Here is a 22,403-nt window from a genome sequence, read left to right on the forward strand (position 1 = left end):
GGCGCGGAGCACGCCCCCCGCGCCGGGCACCCGAGGCAGGCGCCGGCGGCCGGCCGGGGCGGTCGTGCGGTCCGAACGTAGAGTCCTCCCCGATCCGTGGCGTCGGCGCGGCGGGAACCGCCCCGGTGCCGGCTGCGTTTCTCCGATCACCTGTGTCCACCGCTTTCCGTTCTCTCCTGGAGTCCGCCCTCATGGTGTTCAAGAAGCTGCTTGGTGCGCTCGGGGTCGGTGGACCCACGGTCGACACCGTCCTGTCGACGCCGGTCGTCCAGCCCGGTGGGCTGATCGAGGGCCGGGTCAACCTGGTCGGCGGCACCCAGGACGCGGAGATCACCGGGATCACGCTGACCCTGGTGGCCCGGGTCGAGATCGAGCACGAGGAGGGCGAGAGCACCGGCCTGTCCCCGTTCGCCCGCTTCGCGGTCAGCGCGCCGTTCCGGCTGGCGGTGGGCGAGCAGCGTTCCGTCCCGTTCAGCGTCCGGGCGCCGCACGAGACGCCGATCACCAGCTTCGCGGGCTGGCAGCTGCCGGGCATGGCGGTCGGGCTCCGGACCGAGGTCGAGATCAGCGGCGCCCGGGACAAGGGCGACGCCGACCCGCTCGGGGTGGCGCCGCTGCCGGTGCAGCAGCGAGTGCTGGACGCGTTCACCGGGCTCGGATTCCGGCTGCGCAGCGCGGACCTGGAGGCCGGGCACATCCGGGACAGCGGGCAGCGGCTGCCGTTCTACCAGGAGATCGAGTTCACGGCGGCCCCGCAGTACGCGCACCTGTGCAGCGCGGTCGAGCTGACCTTCGTCGCCTCCGAGACCGGGACGGAGGTGGTGCTGGAGTTCGACAAGCGCGCGGGGGACGTCATCCACCAACACCGCCTGGAGAACGCCGCGGCGGAGCAGGACCTGACCCCGGTGGTCGACGGCTGGCTCCAGCAGGTGGCCTCCGGCTACGGCCACGGCGGTCACGGGCACGGGAGCCACGGGAGCCACGGGGGACACGGCGGGCACGGCGGTTTCGGCGCGGCGGCGGCCGGTGCGGCTGCCGGGCTGGTGGGAGGCCTGGTGCTGGGTGAGGTCATGGACGAGGTCGTGGACGAGGTCTTCGAGGATTTCTTCGAGGGCTGACGGCCCTTGGGGCCGCGCCGAGGCGCGGCCGAACGGGTCACCGGTGGCCCGGCTCGTGACTCCTGAATGATGCCTTTATATGCTCCGCAGAGCTCTACGCGTCGGTACTGCACTCGGTGCGTTGCTGAGGCTTCGTGTTGCTGCCGTCGGTGAAGGGTGTACGCATGGCAGGCCAGAGGGCGGGGGCGTCCGGCCAGGACGCCGACTGGTGGCGTGACGACGCCCCGGACCAGAGCGGCTACCGGGACGACGCGCCGCACCGCGATGACGCCCGCCCCGCCGGTGGTCCGTCGGTGGTCGGCCAGCGGCGGCGCCGGCCCGAGCCGGCGGCGGAACAGCCCCGATCGGGCGGCCGGGCCGAGGCCCGCCGGGCCCAGCAGGGCCGCGGTGGCCGTGGCGGCGCGGGCAGCGGTCCGGGCGGCAACGGCTCCGGCGGCAACGGTGCGAGCGGGGCGAGTGCGGGCGGGGCCGGCGGCCGGGCCGCCGCCCGCGGGCGGAAGAAGAAGCCGCGCAGCAAGAAGAAGATCGTCATCTGGACGGCGGTCGGCGCCATCGCGCTGGTGACCGCGGCCGGCGGCGCGGTCTACCTCAAGCTCAACGGCAACATCCAGTTCTTCGGCGACGACGCGCTCAGCTCGGACCGCCCGGCCGCGGCCGCGCCGGACGCCCAGGGCCGGGTTCCGATCAACGTCCTGCTGATCGGCTCCGACTCCCGCGACGGCTCCAACCGCGACCTCGGCGGCGGCGAGGACGGCGGTGCCCGTTCGGACACCACGATGCTGCTGCACGTCTACGCCGACCACAAGCACGCCGTCGGGGTCTCGTTCCCCCGCGACGCGCTGGTCGACGTCCCGCCGTGCAAGCTGCCCAACGGCAAGTGGACCAAGCAGCAGTCCGGCGTGATGTTCAACAGCGCCTTCTCGGTCGGCAACACCGATCAGGGCAACCCGGCCTGCACCCAGAACACCGTCGAGAAGCTGACCGGCATCCGGGTCGACCACACCATCGTGGTCAACTTCAACGGCTTCGCGTCGATGACCAGCGCCGTCGGCGGCGTCGACGTCTGCCTGCCGAACGCGATCTTCGAGGGCGACCTCAACCCCAACCTCGGGCACAAGGGCAAGCAGCTCTACCCGAAGGGCGTGCAGAAGGTCGAGGGCCAGGCGGCGCTGGACTACGTCCGGCTGCGCCACGGCATCGGCGACGGCTCGGACATCGGCCGGATGAAGCGTCAGCAGGCCTTCATGTCCTCGCTGATCAAGCAGGTCAAGGGGGCCGGCATGAACCCGACCACCCTGCTCCCGCTCGCCGACGCGGCCACCAAGTCGTTGCTGGTGGACGAGGGCCTGAACACCGCGGCCAAGCTGCTGTCCTTCGCGATGACGATGAAGGACATAGACCTGCACAACATCAAGTTCCTGACCACGCCGTGGAAGTTCGACAAGGAACGGGTCGCGCTGGTCTACCCGGACGTGACCCAGCTCTGGTCGGCGCTCAAGGCCGACCGCACCCTCGACGGGCAGGACGCCAGCGGCGGCACCCCCGCCCCGGCCGAGAGCCCGTCGGCGGCCCCGACCCCCGACCCGGCCACGGCGGCACCGGCCATCGTCAAGGGCGCGGGCATCAGGGTCGGCGTCTTCAACGGCACCACTACGGCCGGCCTCACCACCAAGGCGGCGACCACCCTCAAGGCGTCGAAGTTCACCGTCACCGCGACGGCCAACGCCGCCCAGCAGAACCACGCGACCACCGTGGTCCAGTACGGCCCGGGGGAGAAGGCCAACGCCCAGACGGTGGCCTCGCTGTTCCCCGGCGCCACCCTGGAGGCCGGCAGCAAGGCGGGCATCAGCCTGATCCTCGGTCAGGACTTCGCCGCGGCCAACGGCGGTTCCGGCGCCGGGACTCCGGCCGCGCCCGGACCGCTGCCCAGCTCGGTCGCGCAGGACGCCCGGTCGGCCGACGACGACCCCTGCTCGAACGTCTCCTTCGGCTGACCCGAGCACGCCGACCCGCGCCGCACGGCGAAGGGCGCCGCACTCCGTGGAGTGCGGCGCCATTCGCCGTCCTGAACCGGGAGCCCGCGGCGCGCGGTGCGCGGTGGCGGGTGCCGGGTGCGGCGTCAGGCGAGGCCGAAGACCCGCTCCAGTACGACGGCCACGCCGTCCTCGTCGTTGCTCACGGTGGTCTCGTCCGCGACCGCGCGCAGGTGCTCGTGCGCGTTGGCCATGGCGACGCCGTACCCGGCCCAGTTGAGCATCGGGATGTCGTTGGGCATGTCGCCGAAGGCGATGGTCTGCGCGGACTTCACGCCGAACCGGTGGGCGGCGATGGCCAGTCCGGTGGCCTTGGTCAGCCCGAGCGGCAGTATCTCGACGATCCCCGGGCCTGCCAGGGTGACCCCGACCATGGCGCCGGCGACCCGGTGCGCGGTCTCGGCGAGGGCGTCGTCGTCGAGCTCCGGGTGCTGGATGTAGAGCTTGCTGATCGGGGCGTCCAGCAGACGGTCCGCGGCCACCCGGGTCACCGGCAGGTCCGAACCGATCTTCAGCCGGTAGCCCGGGCCGGCCAGTACCTCGCCGTCCAGGCCGTCCTGGTTGGCGGCCACCACGAGCGGGCCGATCTCGGCCTCGATCTTGCCGAGGGCCACGGCGGCCAGCCGGCGGTCCAGGGTCAGCGAGGTCAGCAGCCTGTGCGCGCCCGCGTCGTACACCTGGGCGCCCTGCCCGCAGACGGCGAGGCCGGTGTAGCCGATCTCGTCGAAGACCGGGCGGGCCCAGCCCGCCGACCGGCCGGTGACGATGATGTGGCGGGCACCGGCGGCCGTGACGGCTGCCAGCGCGGCGCGGTTGCGCGCGGAGACCGTCTCGGCGGTGTTCAGCAGGGTGCCGTCCAGGTCGGTGGCGACCAGCCGGTACGGCAGGTCGCCACCGCGGGTGTCCGCCGAGGTGTCCGCAGTCGTGCTCGCGGTGGTGTCCGTGGTGGTGTTCGCACGGGCGCCCGCGGAGGTGTCGGAAGAGGAGTCGGGGCGGTGGCCGGGCGTGCTCATCTTCCGTACATCTCCAGGGAGTTGCGGTGTCGCGGCGGAGGTACGCCGCCGCGGTGCGGTTACTTGGACGGCTCGATGACGGTGCGTCCGCCGAGGAACGGCCGCAGTGCCCGGGGCACCACCACCGAACCGTCGGCCTGCTGGTGGTTCTCCAGCAGCGCGACGATCACCCGGGGGACGGCGACCAGCGTGCCGTTCAGGGTGGCGAGCGGGCGGACCTTGCCGTCCTCGCGCATCCGGATCGACAGCCTGCGGGCCTGGTACTCGGTGGTGTTGGACGTCGAGGTGACCTCGCGGTACTTGCCCTGGGTCGGGATCCAGGCCTCGATGTCGAACTTCCGGGCGGCCGAGGCGCCGAGGTCGCCGGAGGCGACGTCGATCACCCGGAACGGCAGCTCCAGGGCGTTCAGGAAGTCCTTCTCCCACTGGAGCAGACGGCGGTGCTCCGCCTCCGCGTCCTCGGGCGTGGTGAAGACGAACATCTCCACCTTCTCGAACTGGTGCACCCGGATGATGCCGCGGGTGTCCTTGCCGTACGTCCCGGCCTCGCGGCGGAAGCAGGAGGAGAAGCCCGCGTAGCGCAGCGGCAGCTTGTCCGCGTCCAGGATCTCGTCCATGTGGTACGCCGCGAGCGGGACCTCGCTGGTGCCGACCAGGTACCGGTCGTCCTCGGCGAGGTGGTAGACGTTCTCGGCGGCCTGGCCGAGGAAGCCGGTGCCGTCCATGGCCGCCGGGCGGACCAGGGCCGGGGTGATCATCGGGGTGAAGCCGGCCGCGTCGGCCTGCGCCATCGCCATGTTGACCAGGGCGAGCTCCAGCAGCGCGCCGATGCCGGTCAGGTAGTAGGAGCGGGCGCCTGCGACCTTGGCGCCGCGCTCGGTGTCGATCGCGCGCAGGAGCTGGCCCAGCTCGACGTGGTCCTTGGGCTCGAAGCCCTCGGCCGCGAAGTCGCGCGGGGTGCCGATCTCCTCCAGGGTGACGAAGTCCTCCTCGCCACCCACCGGCGCGGCCGGGTCGATCAGGTTGGCGAGCGAGCGGAGCAGCCGCTCGGCCTCCTCCTTGGCCTCGGACTGCTCGGCGTCGGCGGCCTTCACCTCGTCGGCCAGCACCTTGGTGCGCTGGAGCAGGGCGGCCTTCTCGTCGCCCTGGGCCTTGGGGATCTGCTTGCCGAGCGTCTTCTGCTCGTTGCGGAGCTCGTCGAAGCGACTGCCCGAGGACCGGCGCCGTTCGTCGGCGGAGAGGAGGGCGTCGACGAGCTCGACGTCCTCGCCACGGGCGCGCTGCGAGGCGCGCACTCGGTCTGGGTCCTCACGGAGCAGGCGAAGGTCAATCACGGGCCAAGCCTACCGGGGAGAGGCTGCCCAGCAGGAAACGGTTTGCCCGATCGCGATCACGGCGGGCCGGCGGCGAGGTCGGACCGCGGCCGGGGCCGGACGGCAGCCGGACCGCAGCCGGGCGGCAGCCGGGCCGCATCCGGCGCCGGACCGCTGTCACGCCGTACCGGACCGGTCGCGCTCGGTGCACACTTCTGTCATCCTGCGCCGAGCCGTCCGCCCGCTGGTCGACGGGTGCGGTGGGGACCGGCGGTCAGCCTGGGGATAACTCGCCCGATCCTGTGGATAACCGCTGTGGAGATCCCGACGGGCGGGGGTTTTCCACAGGGTGGACTCGGGGCCTGTGGATTGTCGGGGCGGGGCGCACTCGGGCGTGCGGGACCGGGGAATTGAGGCTCTAAACCTCGGTCATCCTTCTGGACTGAGGTAATTCGCTCGCTCGGACGGGTGATTTATTGGTCAAAGGGTGACTCTGGTCCGATTAGTCACCCCTATGTCGCTAGCTGATGATCTGAGTGGATGCGACTGTGGCTATGCCGTTTTGTCGACTTGCCCCCGCAGCTGTGGATAACTTCCGCTGCGGGCGTCCTGTGGACGGAACCCCGGGCCTGTGGACGACGGGGGCGGCCTGCCGGCTCGCCGGGACACCGGGCGCGGAGCGGCCCGAAGGGCTCACTGCACCACGCAGGTGAACTTGCCCGCGTGTCGAAAAAGGGCAGAACTGAACAGAAAACGACGGATTGATGTCTCAACTGGTCAACCGGAAGTGCTCGCGGGGCACCAGCCCGGCCGCACCGGGCCCGCCGCGGACCTCTCTTAGGCCGGACGTCTCCGAGGCGCGGACGTCTCGGGCTCAGACCTCGCCGGGCTCAGACCTCGCCGGGCTCAGACCTCGCCGGGCTCAGACCTCGCCGGGCTCAGACCTCGCCGGACTCGGACCTCGCGGGGCTCAGACCTCGCCGCGGCCGTCCAGGCAGCGGGACAGCCAGTCGGCCGCCGCCGCGAACTCGGCGTCCGAGGTGCCCGGCCTGAGCTCCCGGGGGCTGCCCTTGTCCGCCCGCGGATAGGACCCGAGGAACCGCACCTGCGGGCAGATCCGCTTCAGGCCCATCAGCGCCTCGCTCACCCTGCGCTCGCTGAGGTGCCCCTCGCAGTCGATCAGGAAGCAGTAGTTGCCCATGCCCTCGCCGGTGGGCCTGGACTCGATGCGCATCAGGTTGATCCCGCGGACGGCGAACTCCTGGAGCAGTTCCAGCAGTGCGCCCGGGTGGTCGTCGGGCAGCCAGGCCACCATCGAGGTCTTGTCGGCCCCGGTGGGCGAGGAGACCCGCCCGGGCCGGCCCACCAGGACGAACCGGGTGGTCGCGTTCGCGGCGTCGTGGATGTCGTTGACCAGCACGTCCAGCCCGTACAGCGGTGCCGCGAACTCGCCCGCGAAGGCGCCGTCGAAGCGACCCTCCTGGACCAGCCGCGCACCGTCGGCGTTCGACGCGGCCGACTCCCACTGGGCGTCCGGCAGGTGGGTGGCGAGCCACCGCCGCACCTGCGGCTGCGCGACCGGGTGGCTGGTGACGGTCTTCACGTCGGTCAGCGTGGTACCGGGGCGGACCAGGAGGGCGAAGGCGATCGGCAGCAGCACCTCGCGGTAGATCATCAGGGGCCCGCCCGAGGCGAGTTCGTCGCTGGTCGCGGTCACCGCGCCCTCGACCGAGTTCTCCACCGGGACGAAGGCACCGGCGGCCTCGCCCGCCCGGACCGCGTCGAGCGCCGCGGGCACCGAGGCGACCGGGACCAGCTCGCGGGTGGCCGCCTCCGGCAGGGTGCGCAGCGCGGCCTCGGTGAACGTGCCCGCGGGCCCGAGATAGGTGTAGCGGGTCGCGGACATTGCTGCCTCCGTACGCGGGGTGATGCAGAGCAGTACTCGACTTGCCACCTTAGCCACTCGGGCGCCCGCGCACGGCGGCGTTCCGGTCCGTGGGCAGAGCGGACGCGGCCGGTGCCGGCCCCGTGCCCGGGCCGTGAGCGGGTGCCCGGCCGGGGGCGTCCGAGGTCAGCCGTCGAGCAGAGCCTGCCCCACGTACCCGCCCTGCGGAGCGCCCGGCGGCACCGCGTACAGACCGCTCGCCTCGTGCCGCAGGAAGCGCGACAGCCCGTCGCCCCGGGAGAGCTTCCGCTGCACGGGTACGAAGCCGCGGGCCGGGTCCGCCTGGTAGGCGACGAACAGCAGCCCGGCGTCCGGCGAGCCGTCCGGCAGCAGACCGTCGTGGTACGAGAAGCCGCGGCGCAGCATCGCGGCCCCGCCGTTGGCGGCGGGGGCGGCGACCCGGACGTGGGCGTCGGCGGGGATGGCGAACGTCCCGTCGGGGTTGACGGCGTCCAGGGCGACCGGGGTGGACTCGCTGCCGCCGGACAACGGGGCACCGTCCGACTTCCGCCGCCCGATCACCCGCTCCTGGCGGTCCGTCGGGAGGCTCTCCCAGTTGTCCAGCAGCATCCGGATCCGGCGGACCACCGCGTACGTGCCGCCGGTCAGCCAGTCGGGGCATTCGGGACCGGCGGCGAACACGCGGGCGGTGAAGTCCGGGTCGGTCGGCTTCGGGTTGTTGGTCCCGTCGACCTGGCCCATCAGGTTGCGGCCGGTCATCGGCCGGGCGGTGGCGCCCGGCGTGCGGTGGAAGCCGGACATCTGCCAGCGCAGCGACGCCAGCCCGGCGGCCTGGCGCTGGAGCACGCGCAGGGCGTGGAAGGCGACCAGCGCGTCGTCGGCGCCGATCTGCACCCAGAGGTCGCCGTCGCCGCGGGAGCGGTCCAGGGCGTCCCCGGGGAAGTCCGGCAGCGGGGTGAGGGCGGCGGGGCGGCGGTCGGCGAGGCCGGTGCGGTCGAAGAGGGAGGGGCCGAAGCCGAAGGTGACGGTGAGGGCGCAGGGTCCGGCGTCGAGCGCGATCTGGTTCTCGTGCTCCCCGGCGGGCTTGCCCTCGGCCAGCAGCGCGGCGGTGGCGGACCAGGTCCGCATGAGCGTGCGCAGGCCGTCCCGGCCGGCGCCGTCGGCCAGGTCGAAGGCGGCGAGCAGGGCCCGGGCCTGCTGGGGCTGGAGGATGCCGGCCTGGTGCGGGCCGTGGAAGGGGGTGGCCGCCGTGCCGAGGGTCGGCGCGGCGGACCCGGCGGGCACCGCGGACCCGGTGTTCCGGTGGGTGGCCGCGGCGTCTGCCGCCAGCGCTCCGCCGGTGGCGCCCAGCGCGAGGCCCGCTCCGGCGCTGCCCAGCAGGGTGCGGCGGGAGACTCCCGTCGTGGGCGCCGTGGGCGCCGTGGGCGTCGTGGGCGCCGCGGGCGCCGCAGTCGTCGCCGCCGCCGTCGTTGCGGTCGTTGCGGTCGCCGCGTCCGGGTCGACCGTGGTGTCCGGCTCGTCCACTGTTCACCAACTCGTAAGCGTTCACTGATGGGTGACTGTTCATCGGGTGGCCGACGTCTGCGTTCGGGTCAACGTTCACCGATCCGCCACCGCTCGCGTGCGGGTGAGCATTCACGGCCACGTGAATGCTCACCCGATCGCAAGCGCGACCCGCCCGGCCCGGCTAGCCGATCTTCAACTGCTGGACCGCGGTCACCTGGTCGATGTCCGAGGACCGCACGGTCACCGAGACCACCCAGTTCCCGGTCAGCGGCAGCTGGGCGGTCCCCGACCAGCGGCCGGTGCCCTCGGCCTTCAGCGTCACCGGCAGCGGCCCGAGGTCGCGGTCCGGCAGCGTGAAGGCCAGTTCCAGCTCCGGCACCGCCACCGGCTGCCCGGCGGCGTCGTCCAGCTTGAGCTGAACGGCGTTGCTCCCGGTGCCCGCGGGGTTGATGCTCACCGTCGCCGTCCCCTTCGCCCCCGCCGTGCGGCCGCCGGTGTCGTACGGCAACGTGAGGTCGACCGTCCGCCCGGGGACGGTGCTCGCTCCCGCGCCCGGCGTCTGCGCCGCGCCCGGGGACTGCTCGCTCGCGGCGATCGCCGAGGCTACCCGTCCGGGCGGGGAGTTGGTCAGCATCGTGGTCACGACCAGGACCGCGACCGCGATCGCCGACTCCACCAGCACCGACCGCCGCAGCCCGGCCCGGGCGGGCGTGCCGTCCTTGGCCCGCCTGGTGGTCGCGGCGCTGCGCGCCGCCCGCTGCCGCGCCAACTGGGCCCGGCGCACCGCGTCGTCGGCACCGTTCGCGTCTCCGGCGTCCGACCTGTCTCCGGGGCCCTCGCCACCGTCGGCGCCGCCGTCAGCAGCGCCGTTCGCACCGCCGTCCGCACCGCCCTTGCCGTCAGCAGCAGCCTCAAGCTCATCCGCCGAACCGGTCGCCGCCGCGCTGCCGTTGACGGCCTTCGTTGCCTCGACCGCCTCGACCGCGTCGGCCGTCCCCGCCTCTTCCGCCGCCGCCGCTCCCGCTGTCGCTACGATTCCCGCTCCGGCTCCCGCCGCCGCAGGCTCGGCGACCCGGAGTCGGGCGATCCACGAACGCGAGATCCAGGCGACCCCGACCATCGCGGCGACGCACCCGATCTTGATCAGCAGCAGCCGCCCGTACTCGGTGTCGACCAGGGCCGACCAGCTGCCCAGCCCGCGCCAGGACTGGTACAGCCCGGTCAGGGCGAGCACCGTGACGCAGGCGAACGCCATTCTGGAGAACAGTTCGACGGCGGCGAGCTCCAGGCCGTGGCGGAGTCCGACCAGCAGGGTCGCCAGTCCGCCGAGCCAGACCGCCATCGCCAGCAGGTGTGCGGTGGCCATCGGGAGCGCGAGCCAGACCTGGATGCCGACCGCGGAGTGGTCCGCGCCGACCCAGGTCGCGCAGAGTGCCACGGCGAGCACCAGGCCGGCGAGCCCGAGCCCGAGCCGGGCGTCCCGCTGCGGCCGTTCGGCGGCGCGCAGCTCCAGCCGCCGCAGCTCGGCCTCCTCGGGGTCGGCCCCCGGGGTGGCGGACGACCCACGGGAACCCGCACCCCGCTCGTCGCGCGCACCCGGCGCACCCGGCGCACCCGGCGCCCCCGGCGCCCCCGGCTGAGGCTGCCCCAACTGCCCCACCAGCAGCGACAGGAACACCCCGCCCGCCGCCAGCAGCAGCAGCCGGGCCGCCAGCGCGGTGCCGATCCGCTCGTCCAGGGTGCTGCGGACGAGGGTGAGGTCGAAGGCCTGGGAGAGCCCGGTCCCCCGCTCGTACGGGCCGCGCAGCAGCAGTACCGCCACGGTGGCGACCAGCAGCGCGATCCAGCCGGTCATCAGCAGCCGCTGCACCTGCCGTACGGCGGCGCCGCCGGGCCAGCACAGCAGCACGAACGCGACGGTTCCGGCCAGCAGGGCGAAGGCCGCGTACGCGACGGTCCTGCCGGTGCCGTACGCGGCGGCGACGGCGGTGTCCGCCTTGGCGCCCTGGACGGCGGAGGCCGAGACCGAGGTGTCGGAGGGCGCGCCGATCGAGAAGGTGAACGCTCCGCCGACCGGGTGCGAGTCCTCCGAGACGGCTCTCCAGGCGACCGTGTAGGTGCCGTTGGCCAGGCCGGACCCGAGGCCGACCCGGGCGCTGTCGGCCTTGCCGTCCACGTGCGCCGGGTCCCCGGCGTCGACGGCCTTGCCGGCCGGGTCGAGGACCCGCACCGAGTCGGCGGAGAGCGAGACGCCTTCGCTGAAGGTGAGGGTGACGGCGGTCGGCGCGGTCGGCACGACGGCGTTCTGCGCCGGGTCGGTGCTGACCAGCGTCGCGTGCGCGGACGCCGTCCCGGCCCCGCCGATCAGCAGCGCCGCGACCGCGCCGAGTACGGCCACCAGGGCCCGGGCCGCGATCCTCTTCCGCAACAGCATCAGCAGCATCGGCTAGCTCCCCGGGCGGTAGGTCAGCGGCTTGACCGGCACCTTGACCGAGATCGTGCCGCTCTTGGCGAAGGTGAGGTCCAGTTCGAGTTCGTCGCCGACGGTGGGCGGCCGCTGCCATCCCATGATCATCAGGTGGGTGCCGCCCCGGGCGAGCTGCAGCGTGCCGTGCGCGGGCACCGGGAGGCTGCCGACCTCCTGCATGGTCGTCTCGGAGGACCGGTGCAGCGTGACCGAGCCGGCCGCGGGGCTGGAGACGCCGAGCAACTGGTCGGCGTCCCCGCCGTCGTTGCGGACGGTCAGGTACCCGGCCCCCATCCCGCCGGCGACGGCGGGCACCGGGATGTACGGGTCGGAGACGACCAGCTTGGCCCCGGTGCCGCCCGCCGCGTCGGCGCCGCCCCGGGCGGCCGCGCCGGCCGTGTCCCCGGAGCCGCAGGCGACCGTGATCGCGCCGGCGGCCAGGACGAGGGAGAGTCCGGCGCCGGCCAGCGCGCCGTGGCGGAAGGTCCGGCTCACGCTGCGACGCCCTGGGCCAGCAGCGCGAGGTCGTGCGCGTAGGTGTCGAGCGGGGTGTTGCTCATGTAGAGCAGGTGGGCCTTGTCGTCGCCGGGCAGGAAGGCGAGGACCTGCGCGCCGTGCGAGGAGGTGACCGAGCCGTCCGCGTTGACGATCGGGTCCTCGACCAGGACGCCGAGCGTCTTGGCGGCGGCCTTGACCTTGTCCAGGTCGCCGGTGAGCCCGATGAAGTCCTTGCCCATCGAGTCGAGCCAGGTGCGCAGCACCGTGGGGTTGTCCCGGGCGGGGTCGGTGGAGACGAAGACCACGTTGATCTTCTTGCGGTCCTCGGCGGAGAGCTTCGACATCGCCACGCCGATGTCGCCCATGGTGGTCGGGCAGACGTCCGGGCAGCTGGTGTAGCCGAAGAACAGCAGGGTGGCCCGGCCCGCGGTCTGCGTCCGCAGGTCGAAGGGCTGTCCGCTGGTGTCGCTGAGCGTCAGGTCGGGCTTGTCGAAGTGCTTCTTGAGCACGCTGCCCCGGTACGGGGAGTCGCTGCTCTCCTTGCTGATCCTGGCGGCGCCGTCGCCGGTGCCGGCGCCGCCCGAGGAGGAGGAGCTGCAGCCGGTGAGCGCGAGCGTGCCCGCCAGCGCGAACGCGGCGGCGCCGAGCAGCCGGGACCTCGTCGACGGGCGGGGCTTCGCGATGGACGTCGTACGTGCCATGGGGATGATCCGATCATGCGCGAGTGTCGCCGGCGGGGGCCGCACCACGGCCCGGGACGGTGGCCCGGGCCGGGCGGCGGCACGGCCCCCGCCGGCCAGGGGTCAGGAGGCGGAGCTGCTGCTGTTCTTGCGGCGCAGACCGGCCACGCCGAGGGCCGCGCCGATCACGCCGACGACGATGCCGACCACACCGAGCGTGCGGGCGGTGGCGTCGTCCGAGGAGGAGGCCGCCTGCGCGGTGGACTCGCCGCCCTTGGCGGCGTCACCGGCGTGGTGGTCGCCGGCCGCCGCGGGGGAGGCGCCGGCCTTGGCGGGAGCGGCGGTCAGGGTCAGGCTCGGGGCGGGCTTGGCGGGCTCGGGCTGGCCGTCCTTGGCCTCCTCGATCCAGCGCACCACGTCGCCGTTGTCGTAGGTCTGCAGCGCCTTGAAGGTGAGCTTGTCGGTGTCGGTGGGCAGCGCGCCGAGCGAGACCTTGAAGTCCTGGAACTGCCCGGGACCGATCTTGGTGCCGTCGTTGGCGGTCCAGGTGATCTTCGAGACGGCCTCGTTGATGTCCTGCCCGTGCGACTTGAGCGGCTTGTCGAGCTTGCTCTTCTCCAGGGTCGCGGTCCAGCCCGGGATGGGCTCGGTGCGGACGGAGGCCATCGGGTGGTCCATCGGCAGGCTCACCTCGATTTTCACCGTGGCGGCGTTGTCGTTCTCGTTCGGCACCCGGAAGGCGACGGCGGAGTAGCCGCCCTGCTGGGCGTTGCCGGGCTGCACGGTGACGTGCGCGAAGGCGGGGGCGGCCAGGGCGACGACGGCCGAGGCCGCGGCGACGGCGACGGTGGCGATCCGGCGGGCGGGAAGGGTACGCATCAGGTTGCTCCATGGGGAGACGGCGCACGGGCGGGCCGTGGAACGGCGGCGTACGTGTGCACGGGGGGGCTGTGGCGGTGGACGACTGCCGTACCGCGCTCGGGTACGGCTGTGCCTGGGCGCGCCCGGCCCGCCGCGTCCGAGGACGTCGTACGGGCTCGCGGGTCAGCGCGCGAAGGCCGCCGCCGGCGGGCCCCGCCGGTGCACGCTGTGCCGCAGCGCCGCCACCCCGGGCAGCCGCCAGTCATCCGCCGGCCCACCGGGCCGACGGGTCTTCCCCTCGCCCGCGGGCAGGCCCAGCAGCACCGCCGCGACCAGCGCGAACACGCCGCGCAGCGGGTGCGCCCACTCCTGCGCGGCGCTCGCCGCGACCCGGAGCAGTCGCCACAGGGCTTCCTCGCCGCGCCGCAGCCACCAGCCGGCGACCAGAGCCGCGGCCAGGTGGCCGAGCAGCATCGCCGGACTCATCCCGAACGCCGCGGCCGCGTGCGCGCCGCCCGGGTGCGAGCCGGCGAGGGCGTACGCCTGCGGGTCGAGACCGGCGGCGCTCACCACCTGCTCGGCGGTCCGGCCGGGCGGGACGGCGGAGAGCCCGTCGCCGGGCCGGTCGTCGCAGAGCAGCCGGCCGGCCAGCTCCGGCAGGGTGGCCGGTGGTCCGGCCGACGGCATGCCCGGCATCGAGGCCATCGAGCCGATCGCGGCGCCCGCGCCGGCCGCGGCGCCGGCCCAGTGGAAGAGCAGGTGCAGGCCCAGCTGGCCCACTCCGAGTGCCCCGGCGATCGCGGTCATCGACCGTTCCCGGCCGCCGAGCAGGACGGCCACGGCGAGGACCGCCGCGAAGCCGATCGCCAGCGCGGGCAGGACCACCGCGCCGCCGCCGACCAGGGCGTGCCCGGCCGCGGCGATCAACGTGCACACCAGCGCGAACGGCACCGCCCGCGCCAGCCGCAGGTCCCAGGCGGCAGCCGGCACCCCGGTCGGGTGTCCGGCGGCTCCTCGGCGCGGGGCGGCGTGGCTGTCGGTCATGGCCGGGCCATCATCTCACCGCCCGCCGCACGGCCCGAGGGAGGGTCGCGGATCCCCGGAAACCCCCAGCCAGGACCCGGGGTCGGCCCCGGCCGTCCTCACCCGGGCCGCCCCCGGGATCGGAATGTCATCCGATTGCCCCGTTCGGGCCCGGCGTGCGCGCCGGCCAGTGCGCCGCTCGGCACAGAGTCCCACCTCAGTCCATCCGCCGGACGGGTGGTCGCGACCCGGACGGACGGTTCGGCGCCGGATCGGTCGGAGATACCTAGTTGTATGTGGAGCCGCAGCCAGGAGGGACCTCCCGTGGACATCTGGTGGACTCTGCACCTCAAGCGCGATCCGGCGAGCGTGCCGCTGGCCCGGCGCATCCTGCTCGGCGCGATGGACTCCGCCGGCGTCGACCCCCAGATCGCCTACGACCTCGGGGTCGCCCTCACCGAAGCCTGCGCCAACGCGGTCGAGCACGCCGTGACCGGCCGGCCCGACGAGGGCTTCCAGGTCACCGCATCCATCACCGGGGACCGCCTGCGCATCGAGGTCGTCGACTCCGGCCCGGGCCTGCCGCCGATCGCCGCGCCCGTCTCGCCCGCCGTCCCGCCGCTGCGCCGCCCGGCCGGCACACTCGCCGCCGTCCGCCCCGGCGGCCGCTGCCGCACCCGGCGCGGCCGGGCCTCGCTGCCCGCCCGGATCCTGGCCGGCCACCGCTCCCGCCCGGCCGACCGCCCCGCGCCGTACGACACCCACGTCCTGCCGGCCGGCCGCCCGGCCCTGGTGCGCACCCCGGATCTCGACGCCCTGCCCGACCTCGCCGCGGAGAGCGGCCGCGGCCTGTTCCTCATCCACGCCCTCACCGACCACGTGCAGCTGCGCAACCATCCGCTGCGCGGGGCGATCGTGAGCTTCGACAAGGTCCTCAAGTGGCAGGACGACGCGCTGCTGCGCGCCTCCTGAGCCCCCGCCCGGTCCGCTCGCGGGCCGTCCCCGGGCGCTGGAGTTGCCCGCCCGCCGGAGCCCTCGGAGCATGGATCCCATGATTCATCAGATGCGTGCCGAGTACGGTCCGGCGGGTGCTGCGTCGGGCGAGGTGAAGACCTGGCACATCGTGCGCGGGGACACGATCGTGGCGATGTGCGGCCGGGAGCTGGATCCGGGCGCCGAGACCCGCGACGCCAAGCACTGGGTCGAGCACCCGAACCTGCACTGCCACAGCTGCGGGGCGCTGTTCCTGCGCGAGGCGCCGTACCTGCCGACCGAGCACGAGTGACGACGCCCCCGCCGGTCCGGGCCGGTGCGGTCCGGGCGGCCTGACGGCATGGAGCCGATGATCCCGCTGGTGCCGGAGGCCGCGGCGCTGCGCGCGGGGGAGGTCCCGCCGTCCGCGTACGTCGAGCGGCTGTGCGCCTTGATCGACCGGCTGGACCCGGTGGTCCGGGCGTTCGTGCCCGAGCCCGGCCGGTACCACCGGCTGGTCGAGGAGGCCCGGCGGCTGGAGGAGTCCTGGCCGGCCGCCGCGGACCGCCCGGAGCTGTACGGCGTGGCGGTCGGGGTCAAGGACGTGGTCCGGGTCGACGGACTGCCCACGCACGCGGGTTCGGCCCTGCCGCCCGGTGTGCTCGGCGGCCCGCAGGCCTCGCTGGTCGGCCGGCTGAGGGCGGCGGGCGCGCTGATCGCGGGCAAGACGGTGACCGCCGAGTTCGCCGTCCGCGCGCCGGGCGCGACCCGCAACCCGCACGATCCGGCGCACACGCCCGGTGGATCCAGCAGCGGTTCGGCCGCGGCCGTCGCCGCGGGCCTGGTCCCGCTGGCGATCGGCACCCAGACGGTCGGCTCGGTGATCCGCCCGGCGGCCTACTGCGGGGTGGTGGGTTTCCGTCCGACGTACGGGCGGATCCCGGTGGACGGGGTGGTCGCGCACTCCCCGAGCCTGGACACGGTGGGCGTGTTCACCTCCGACCTGGCGGGCACCCGGCTCGCCGCCGGGGTGCTGTGCGACCGCTGGACCCCCCGGGAGCCCGGGCGTCCGCCGGTCTGCGGGGTGCCGGTCGGCGCCTACCTCGACCGGGTGCGGCCGAGCGCCCGCGCGGAGTTCGACGACACGATCCGCCGGCTGCGGGACGGCGGTCTGGAGATCCGCGCCGTCGAGGTGCTGGGCGACTTCGACGCCCTGGTCCGGCACCTGCTCCTGGTGGACCGCTACGAACTGGCCCGGGAGCACCGCGACCTGTTCCCCCGGTTCGGCGGCCTCTACCGGCCGGAGACGGCCGCCGAGATCCGGCGCGGCCACGAGATCGACGCGGCCGACCACACCGCGGCCCTGCATGCCAGGGACGCCTTCCGGCGCCGGCTGGCCGACCGGACGACGGCCGAGGGGATCGACCTGTGGCTCACCCCGGCGGCCACCGGCCCGGCCCCGCGGGGCCTGGACAGCACGGGTGACGCGGTGATGTCACTGCCCTGGAGCTTCGCGGGCGTACCCGCGGTGACCCTCCCGGCCGGGCGGCTGGACGGCCTCCCGCTGGGGCTCCAGTGCGTGGGACCGGCCGGCGGGGACGAGGACCTGCTGGCGTTCGCGGCCCTGATCGAGGAACGGCTGATCGCGGCGGACGGCTGATCCGGAGCAACCGCTGGTCCCGGAGCAACGGCCGGTCCCGGCGGACGGCTGGTCCGGAGCAACGGCCGGTCCGGCCGCGCCCGGGAACGCGAACAGGGGCGAGCCGCCGTGCGGCCCACCCCTGCTCCGACCGACCGTCAGCCGCCGCTCTTGCGGCGGAAGGTGCGCTTGCCGCCCGCGGCGCTGTGCGCGCCGTGGATCTTCGACTCGCCGCCTGCGCCGCCGGCGCCGCCGCCCGCCTTGCCGCCGTGCTTGCGCTCCAGCGCGGCGAGGAACTTCGCCTTGACGTCGTCCGCTGCCGCGGCGGCCTCGGGCTCCGGGGCCGACTGGTGCTCGGGTTCGGCTGTTTCGCTGCTCATGCGGGGACCTCCTGGACGGGAGCTGATGTGCAGGCACAGACTGCCACGTCGCGGCCCCGTCCCGCTGCCACCGCGGCCCGCCCGGGCGATCCGGCCGGCCGACGGCCCACCCGACGGCCTCCGGACAAGATCGACCGGGCCGGTCAAGCCCTAGTGCTGCTCGGGGTGGTGCTCGTCCGGGAAGTAGGGCCCGCCGATCAGGTAGAGCAGGGTGAGCACGGGGAAGCCGATCGCGGCGATCACGAGGACGAAGAACTGCCAGACCATGCCGTTGCTCCAGACTGCCAGCGCGCGCCGACTCCTCGCGCGAACGGTCGACAGTACGACGGTATGTTCCGGTTCGGACGGGTGCCACCGGTGGTGCCGTGCACCCGCCCGGCAGGGATCACGGTCCGGAGTCTGTTCCCCGCCGCGCCGCCCCCGCCACACTGACGGGATGCAGGTACAGCTCGCTGGGGAGCCGGGCCGACCGGGCCGCGCGAACGAGGACTTCACCGCCGCCACGCCGGAGGCCCTGGTGCTGCTCGACGGGCTGGGCCCACCGGACGGCCGGGAGTCGGGCTGCAGCCACGGGACCGCCTGGTACGTCCGACGGCTGGGGGTGCGCCTGCTCGCCCGGCTGACCGGTCGGGCCGACCGGTCGATCGGCGAGTGCCTGGCCGACGCCGTCGTGGAGACGGCGGCCCTGCACGGCGGGCGCTGCGACCTGGCCCATCCCCGGACGCCCGCCGCCACGGTGGTGGCGGCCCGGGTGGTCGGCGAGGCACTGGAGTACCTGGTGCTGGGCGATTCGCTGCTGGTCCTGGGGCTCAGGGACGGTCCGCCCCGGGTGGTCGGGTCGCGCCGTCCGGTCCCGGGGGCCCGCACCGCCGGGCCCGGGCCGCGCACGGTCGCCGCCTCGCCGAGGGCTGCGGAGTACGCCGAGACGGGCCGGGTGCGGCTGGCGGAGCTGTCCGCGGTGGCCGCCCTCAGCGACGGCGCGGCGCGTTTCACCGACCTCTTCGCCCTGGGCGACTGGTCGGACGCCCTGCGGCTGATGTCCGCGTCGGGTCCGGACGCCCTGATCGACCGGGTCCGGGCGGCGGAGCGGACCGACCCCCGCTGCGAGCGGTGGCCGCGGGCGCAGGCCCACGACGACGCCTCCGCCGTCCACGCCCGCGTCTGAGCCGCCCGCGTCTGAGCCCGCCCGCGTCTGAGCCCGCCCGCGCCCGCAGCTCCCGCGCGTCTGCGGCGCCCGTGGCTCCCGTGCCCGGAACCGAACGGCCCGCCGGTCCGATGCGGTGATGATCGGTTCGTCGGTCGGTCAGGAGATCGGGTGCCCGAAGGCGCCGGACTGGAAGTCCTCCATCGCCTGCTGGAGTTCGCGGTGGCTGTTCATCACGAACGGGCCGTACCAGGCGACCGGCTCACGGATCGGCTGCCCGCCCAGGATGATCACGTCCAGGTTGGGGTGCCGGGCGTCCTGCCTGGTGTCGGCCGAGACGGTGACGGTGTCACCGGCGCCGAAGACCGCGGCCTGGCCGGTGTGCACCGGGCGGCCCTCCGCGCCGACCCTGCCGTCGCCGTTGAGGACGTAGACCAGGGCGTTGAAGTCCGGCTGCCAGGGGATGGTGAGCTGCGCGCCGGGGGTGACCGTGGCGTGCATCAGGGTGATCGGGGTGTGGGTGGACCCGGGGCCCCGGTGGCCGTCCAGTTCGCCGGCGATCAGGCGGAGCACCGCGCCGCCGTCCGGGGTGGAGAGCAGCTTCACGTGGCCGCCGTGGATGTCCTGGTACCGGGGGCCGGTCATCTTGTCGCTGGCCGGGAGGTTGACCCAGAGCTGGATCCCGTGGAACAGGCCGCCGGAGGTGACCAGCGACTCGGGCGGGGTCTCGATGTGGAGGATGCCGGAGCCGGCCGTCATCCACTGGGTGTCGCCGCCGCCGAGGTGGCCGCCGCCGCCGTGCGAGTCCTGGTGGATGAACTCGCCGTCGATCAGGTAGGTGACGGTCTCGAAGCCGCGGTGCGGGTGCCAGGGGGTGCCCTTGGGCTCGCCCGCGGCGTACTCCACCTCGCCCATCTGGTCCATCATGATGAACGGGTCGAGGAACTTCTGGTTGACCTTGGCGAACGCCCGGCGGACCGGGAAGCCCTCGCCCTCGAAGCCCTCGGGGGCGGTGACCACCGAGACGACCGGCCGGGGCACCGTGAGGGTCGGGTCGGGGGTGGCGACGCGCGGGAGGGTCAGCGGGTTGTCGACGGTCACGGCGGGCATGTCGGCCTCCTTCGGGGGGTGTGTGGCCTACATCCGCCAGAGTAGTTCAATTCTCAACCAACCGCAAGGTTGAACTTTCAACCATATTGCGCCGCTGCCGCCCCGGACGGTCTGCTCGGGTGTGTCAGGGGTGTCGCGCGGCGGCCGGGAGGCTCAGCCGTACATCCGGCGCATGGTGAAGTCGACCATCTGCTCGACCGCCTTCGCGTCGAACACCATTCGGTGCTCGCCCTCCATGTCGAGCGCGAAGCCGTAGCCGGTGGGCAGCAGGTCGAGCACCTCGGCGCCGCTGACGCTGAAGTGCTTGGACTCCTTGCCGGCGTAGCGGCGCAGCTCCTTGACCGAGCTGAACATCGGGATCACCGGCGTCGGGGTGTTGTGCAGGGCGAGGAAGCCCGGACGGTCGCCGCGGGGGCAGAACACCTTGGAGGTGATGAAGATGGCCTGGAAGTCCTCGACCGGCATCGAGCCCGTGGTGAAGGCCCGGACGGCGTCCGCGAGGGATGGCGGGGACGGCTCGGGGTAGAGAGACTGCTGGGGGGTGGCCTGCTGGGGGTCGCCGTACGGACCGGAGCCGGGCATGCCGTTCATCCCCTGCTGCATGGTCTGCTGCTGGTAGGGGTCGCCCTGGTATGCGGTCTGCTCATAGCCGTACACAGGGACAGGCTATCGGGCCCGGGGGTCCTTGTGCGGCGGCTGATCCGGACAATGCGCAGGGGTCCCGGGTTGTGGGACGTGACCACGTTCATAGCGCTTTCACGTTCGAGGGCTTGAACAAGTTACCAACCGGTAGCATCATGGAGCCTACTGGCGGGTAAGTGGGGCGCTCGTAGCGGCGGACCCCCGGAAGCGACGAACCGGAGAAAACGGCCATGGGTCACTACAAGTCCAACCTGCGGGACGTGGAGTTCAACCTCTTCGAGGTGTTCGGCCGCGACCAGGTGTACGGCACCGGTCCGTTCGCCGACATGGACGTCGACACCGCGAAGAACATCCTCAGCGAGATCTCGCGCCTCGCCGAGAACGACCTCGCCGCGTCCTTCGTCGACGCCGACCGCAACCCGCCGGTCTTCGACCCGGAGACCAACACCGCCCCGGTGCCGGCCTCCTTCAAGAAGAGCTACCAGACCTTCATGGACGCCGAGTGGTGGCGCCTGGGCATCCCGGAGGCCATCGGCGGCCAGGTCACCCCGTCCTCGCTGGTCTGGGCGTTCGCCGAGCAGATCCTCGGCTCGAACCCGGCGATCTGGATGTACTCCTCCGGCCCGGCCTTCGCCGGCGTCGTGAGCGACGAGGGCACCGAGGAGCAGCAGCAGGTCGCGCTGCGCATGGTCGAGCGCCAGTGGGGCTCCACCATGGTGCTGACCGAGCCGGACGCGGGCTCCGACGTGGGCGCCGGCCGCACCAAGGCCGTCAAGCAGGAGGACGGCTCCTGGCACATCGAGGGCGTGAAGCGCTTCATCACCTCGGGCGAGCACGACATGTCCGAGAACATCATCCACCTGGTGCTGGCCCGCCCCGAGGGCGGCAAGCTCGGCACCAAGGGCCTCGGCCTCTACATCGTGCCGAAGTTCGACTTCGACTGGCAGACCGGTGAGCTCGGCGAGCGCAACGGCGTCTACGCCACCAACGTCGAGCACAAGATGGGCCTCAAGGCCTCCAACACCTGCGAGCTGACCTTCGGCGCCAAGCACCCGGCCAAGGGCTGGCTGCTCGGTGAGACCGTCGACGGCATCCGCCAGATGTTCAAGATCATCGAGTTCGCCCGGATGATGGTCGGCACGAAGGCCATCGCCACCCTCTCCACCGGCTACCTGAACGCGCTGGAGTACGCCAAGGAGCGCGTGCAGGGCGCCGACATCTCCAACTTCCTGGACAAGGCCGCCCCCCGGGTCACCATCACCAACCACCCGGACGTCCGCCGCTCGCTGATGACCCAGAAGGCGTACGCCGAGGGCATGCGCGCGCTGGTCCTGTTCACCGCCTCCACCCAGGACGACGTCCTCGCCGCCCGCCTGCGCGGCGAGCAGGACGAGGCCGCCGAGCGCCTGAACGACCTGCTGCTGCCGATCGTCAAGGGCTACGGCTCGGAGAAGTCGTACGAGCAGCTCGCCCAGTCCCTGCAGACCTTCGGTGGCTCCGGCTACCTGCAGGAGTACCCGATCGAGCAGTACATCCGGGACGCCAAGATCGACACCCTCTACGAGGGCACCACCGCGATCCAGGGCCTGGACTTCTTCTTCCGCAAGATCGTCAAGGACGGCGGCCAGGCGCTGACCGCGGTCTCCGAGCAGATCCAGAAGTTCCTCGGCGCGGCCGAGGGCGGCGACGCCCTGGCCACCGAGCGCGAGCTGCTCGCCAAGGCCGCCGGTGACCTGGAGGCGATCGTCGGCAAGCTGCTGGCCGATCTCTCCTCGGTCGAGCAGGACGTCAAGAACATGTACAAGGTGGGCCTCAACACCACCCGCCTGCTGATGGTCTCCGGCGACGTCGTGGTCGGCTGGCTGCTGCTGCGTCAGGCCTCCGTGGCGCTGGCGAAGCTGGCGGCGGGCGCCTCCGAGAAGGACGTCCCGTTCTACCAGGGCAAGGTCGCCGCGGCGCGCTTCTTCGCCCGCAACGTCCTGCCCACCGTCACCCCGCAGCGCCTGATCGCCGAGGGCGTCGACAACGAGATCATGGACCTCGCGGAGGAGGCCTTCTAGGCCTCGCCGTTCCGACCGCCTGACCCACCCTCACACCG

At 73.4% G+C, this 22,403-nt stretch carries 19 protein-coding genes; 7 read left to right on the forward strand and 12 right to left on the reverse strand.

The window, feature by feature from the left end:
- Positions 1–191: 191 nt before the first annotated feature.
- Positions 192–1,118 (forward strand): sporulation protein, encoded by a 927-nt coding sequence (locus ACIOFR_RS25300; protein WP_401001097.1) that lies wholly within the window; start codon positions 192–194, stop codon positions 1,116–1,118.
- A 164-nt stretch (positions 1,119–1,282) separates the two neighbouring features.
- Positions 1,283–3,112: an LCP family protein gene (locus ACIOFR_RS25305; RefSeq protein ID WP_401001099.1), complete on the forward strand. Its 1,830-nt coding sequence runs from the start codon at positions 1,283–1,285 to the stop codon at positions 3,110–3,112.
- Positions 3,113–3,237: 125 nt separating this feature from the next.
- On the opposite strand, the gene ACIOFR_RS25310 is transcribed toward ACIOFR_RS25305, so the two are convergent.
- The 9 genes from ACIOFR_RS25310 to ACIOFR_RS25350 form a co-directional block, all read right to left on the reverse strand.
- Positions 3,238–4,164 (reverse strand): HAD family hydrolase, encoded by a 927-nt coding sequence (locus ACIOFR_RS25310; RefSeq protein WP_401001102.1) that lies wholly within the window; start codon positions 4,162–4,164, stop codon positions 3,238–3,240.
- A gap of 59 nt (positions 4,165–4,223) precedes the next feature.
- Positions 4,224–5,498 carry a serine--tRNA ligase gene (gene serS / locus ACIOFR_RS25315; protein WP_401001104.1) on the reverse strand — a complete coding sequence of 425 codons (1,275 nt, stop codon included), beginning with the start codon at positions 5,496–5,498 and terminating at the stop codon, positions 4,224–4,226.
- Positions 5,499–6,447: 949 nt separating this feature from the next.
- On the reverse strand, positions 6,448–7,383 hold the full coding sequence (pheA, locus tag ACIOFR_RS25320) for a prephenate dehydratase (protein ID WP_401001107.1): 936 nt from the start codon (positions 7,381–7,383) through the stop codon (positions 6,448–6,450).
- 165 nt (positions 7,384–7,548) lie between these two features.
- Positions 7,549–8,907 carry an iron uptake transporter deferrochelatase/peroxidase subunit gene (gene efeB / locus ACIOFR_RS25325; protein ID WP_401001110.1) on the reverse strand — a complete coding sequence of 453 codons (1,359 nt, stop codon included), beginning with the start codon at positions 8,905–8,907 and terminating at the stop codon, positions 7,549–7,551.
- Positions 8,908–9,070: 163 nt separating this feature from the next.
- On the reverse strand, positions 9,071–11,332 hold the full coding sequence (locus ACIOFR_RS25330) for a FixH family protein (RefSeq protein WP_401001112.1): 2,262 nt from the start codon (positions 11,330–11,332) through the stop codon (positions 9,071–9,073).
- Between the two features lie 3 nt (positions 11,333–11,335).
- Positions 11,336–11,851: a copper chaperone PCu(A)C gene (locus ACIOFR_RS25335; protein WP_401001115.1), complete on the reverse strand. Its 516-nt coding sequence runs from the start codon at positions 11,849–11,851 to the stop codon at positions 11,336–11,338.
- Positions 11,848–12,555 carry an SCO family protein gene (locus tag ACIOFR_RS25340; RefSeq protein WP_401001117.1) on the reverse strand — a complete coding sequence of 236 codons (708 nt, stop codon included), beginning with the start codon at positions 12,553–12,555 and terminating at the stop codon, positions 11,848–11,850. Before ACIOFR_RS25340 ends, ACIOFR_RS25335 begins: the two co-directional genes overlap by 4 nt.
- Before the next feature lie 102 nt (positions 12,556–12,657).
- Complete coding sequence (locus ACIOFR_RS25345) at positions 12,658–13,413, reverse strand: YcnI family protein (RefSeq protein ID WP_401001120.1); 756 nt, start codon at positions 13,411–13,413, stop codon at positions 12,658–12,660.
- 165 nt (positions 13,414–13,578) lie between these two features.
- Positions 13,579–14,439 (reverse strand): hypothetical protein, encoded by an 861-nt coding sequence (locus ACIOFR_RS25350; protein WP_401001122.1) that lies wholly within the window; start codon positions 14,437–14,439, stop codon positions 13,579–13,581.
- A gap of 303 nt (positions 14,440–14,742) precedes the next feature.
- On the opposite strand from ACIOFR_RS25350, the gene ACIOFR_RS25355 reads away from it, so the two are divergent.
- From ACIOFR_RS25355 to ACIOFR_RS25365, 3 genes are all read left to right on the forward strand, one after another.
- Positions 14,743–15,390: an ATP-binding protein gene (locus ACIOFR_RS25355; protein WP_401001124.1), complete on the forward strand. Its 648-nt coding sequence runs from the start codon at positions 14,743–14,745 to the stop codon at positions 15,388–15,390.
- Between the two features lie 79 nt (positions 15,391–15,469).
- On the forward strand, positions 15,470–15,703 hold the full coding sequence (locus ACIOFR_RS25360; protein WP_401001126.1) for a hypothetical protein: 234 nt from the start codon (positions 15,470–15,472) through the stop codon (positions 15,701–15,703).
- Between the two features lie 48 nt (positions 15,704–15,751).
- A complete protein-coding gene (locus tag ACIOFR_RS25365; protein WP_401001128.1) occupies positions 15,752–17,050 on the forward strand; it encodes an amidase in 1,299 nt (432 codons plus the stop codon).
- Positions 17,051–17,187: 137 nt separating this feature from the next.
- On the opposite strand, the gene ACIOFR_RS25370 is transcribed toward ACIOFR_RS25365, so the two are convergent.
- A complete protein-coding gene (locus tag ACIOFR_RS25370; protein WP_401001130.1) occupies positions 17,188–17,409 on the reverse strand; it encodes a DUF5302 domain-containing protein in 222 nt (73 codons plus the stop codon).
- Between the two features lie 436 nt (positions 17,410–17,845).
- Here ACIOFR_RS25370 and ACIOFR_RS25375 point away from each other — a divergent pair, with 436 nt between their 5' ends.
- Positions 17,846–18,574: a protein phosphatase 2C domain-containing protein gene (locus ACIOFR_RS25375; protein WP_401001132.1), complete on the forward strand. Its 729-nt coding sequence runs from the start codon at positions 17,846–17,848 to the stop codon at positions 18,572–18,574.
- Between the two features lie 138 nt (positions 18,575–18,712).
- Here ACIOFR_RS25375 and ACIOFR_RS25380 read toward each other — a convergent pair whose 3' ends face one another.
- Complete coding sequence (locus ACIOFR_RS25380; RefSeq protein ID WP_401001135.1) at positions 18,713–19,663, reverse strand: pirin family protein; 951 nt, start codon at positions 19,661–19,663, stop codon at positions 18,713–18,715.
- Between the two features lie 153 nt (positions 19,664–19,816).
- Positions 19,817–20,320 carry an SseB family protein gene (locus tag ACIOFR_RS25385; protein WP_401001138.1) on the reverse strand — a complete coding sequence of 168 codons (504 nt, stop codon included), beginning with the start codon at positions 20,318–20,320 and terminating at the stop codon, positions 19,817–19,819.
- 215 nt (positions 20,321–20,535) lie between these two features.
- On the opposite strand from ACIOFR_RS25385, the gene ACIOFR_RS25390 reads away from it, so the two are divergent.
- Positions 20,536–22,365, forward strand: coding sequence for an acyl-CoA dehydrogenase (locus ACIOFR_RS25390; protein ID WP_401001141.1), 1,830 nt, complete (start codon positions 20,536–20,538; stop codon positions 22,363–22,365).
- The last annotated feature ends 38 nt before the right edge of the window (positions 22,366–22,403 follow it).

The organism is Kitasatospora sp. NPDC088346, from assembly GCF_044740765.1.
Lineage (GTDB): Bacteria > Actinomycetota > Actinomycetes > Streptomycetales > Streptomycetaceae > Kitasatospora.

What these genes read in the sequence shown, in the direction of transcription:
- ACIOFR_RS25300 (WP_401001097.1), top strand. Translation starts at nt 192, where the DNA reads ATGGTGTTCAAGAAGCTGCTTGGTGCGCTCGGGGTCGGTGGACCCACG.
- ACIOFR_RS25305 (WP_401001099.1), top strand. Translation starts at nt 1,283, where the DNA reads ATGGCAGGCCAGAGGGCGGGGGCGTCCGGCCAGGACGCCGACTGGTGG.
- ACIOFR_RS25310 (WP_401001102.1), bottom strand. Translation starts at nt 4,164, where the DNA reads ATGAGCACGCCCGGCCACCGCCCCGACTCCTCTTCCGACACCTCCGCG.
- pheA (WP_401001107.1), bottom strand. Translation starts at nt 7,383, where the DNA reads ATGTCCGCGACCCGCTACACCTATCTCGGGCCCGCGGGCACGTTCACC.
- ACIOFR_RS25330 (WP_401001112.1), bottom strand. Translation starts at nt 11,332, where the DNA reads ATGCTGCTGATGCTGTTGCGGAAGAGGATCGCGGCCCGGGCCCTGGTG.
- ACIOFR_RS25340 (WP_401001117.1), bottom strand. Translation starts at nt 12,555, where the DNA reads ATGGCACGTACGACGTCCATCGCGAAGCCCCGCCCGTCGACGAGGTCC.
- ACIOFR_RS25345 (WP_401001120.1), bottom strand. Translation starts at nt 13,413, where the DNA reads ATGCGTACCCTTCCCGCCCGCCGGATCGCCACCGTCGCCGTCGCCGCG.
- ACIOFR_RS25350 (WP_401001122.1), bottom strand. Translation starts at nt 14,439, where the DNA reads ATGACCGACAGCCACGCCGCCCCGCGCCGAGGAGCCGCCGGACACCCG.
- ACIOFR_RS25360 (WP_401001126.1), top strand. Translation starts at nt 15,470, where the DNA reads ATGATTCATCAGATGCGTGCCGAGTACGGTCCGGCGGGTGCTGCGTCG.
- ACIOFR_RS25365 (WP_401001128.1), top strand. Translation starts at nt 15,752, where the DNA reads ATGGAGCCGATGATCCCGCTGGTGCCGGAGGCCGCGGCGCTGCGCGCG.
- ACIOFR_RS25370 (WP_401001130.1), bottom strand. Translation starts at nt 17,409, where the DNA reads ATGAGCAGCGAAACAGCCGAACCCGAGCACCAGTCGGCCCCGGAGCCC.
- ACIOFR_RS25375 (WP_401001132.1), top strand. Translation starts at nt 17,846, where the DNA reads ATGCAGGTACAGCTCGCTGGGGAGCCGGGCCGACCGGGCCGCGCGAAC.
- ACIOFR_RS25380 (WP_401001135.1), bottom strand. Translation starts at nt 19,663, where the DNA reads ATGCCCGCCGTGACCGTCGACAACCCGCTGACCCTCCCGCGCGTCGCC.
- ACIOFR_RS25390 (WP_401001141.1), top strand. Translation starts at nt 20,536, where the DNA reads ATGGGTCACTACAAGTCCAACCTGCGGGACGTGGAGTTCAACCTCTTC.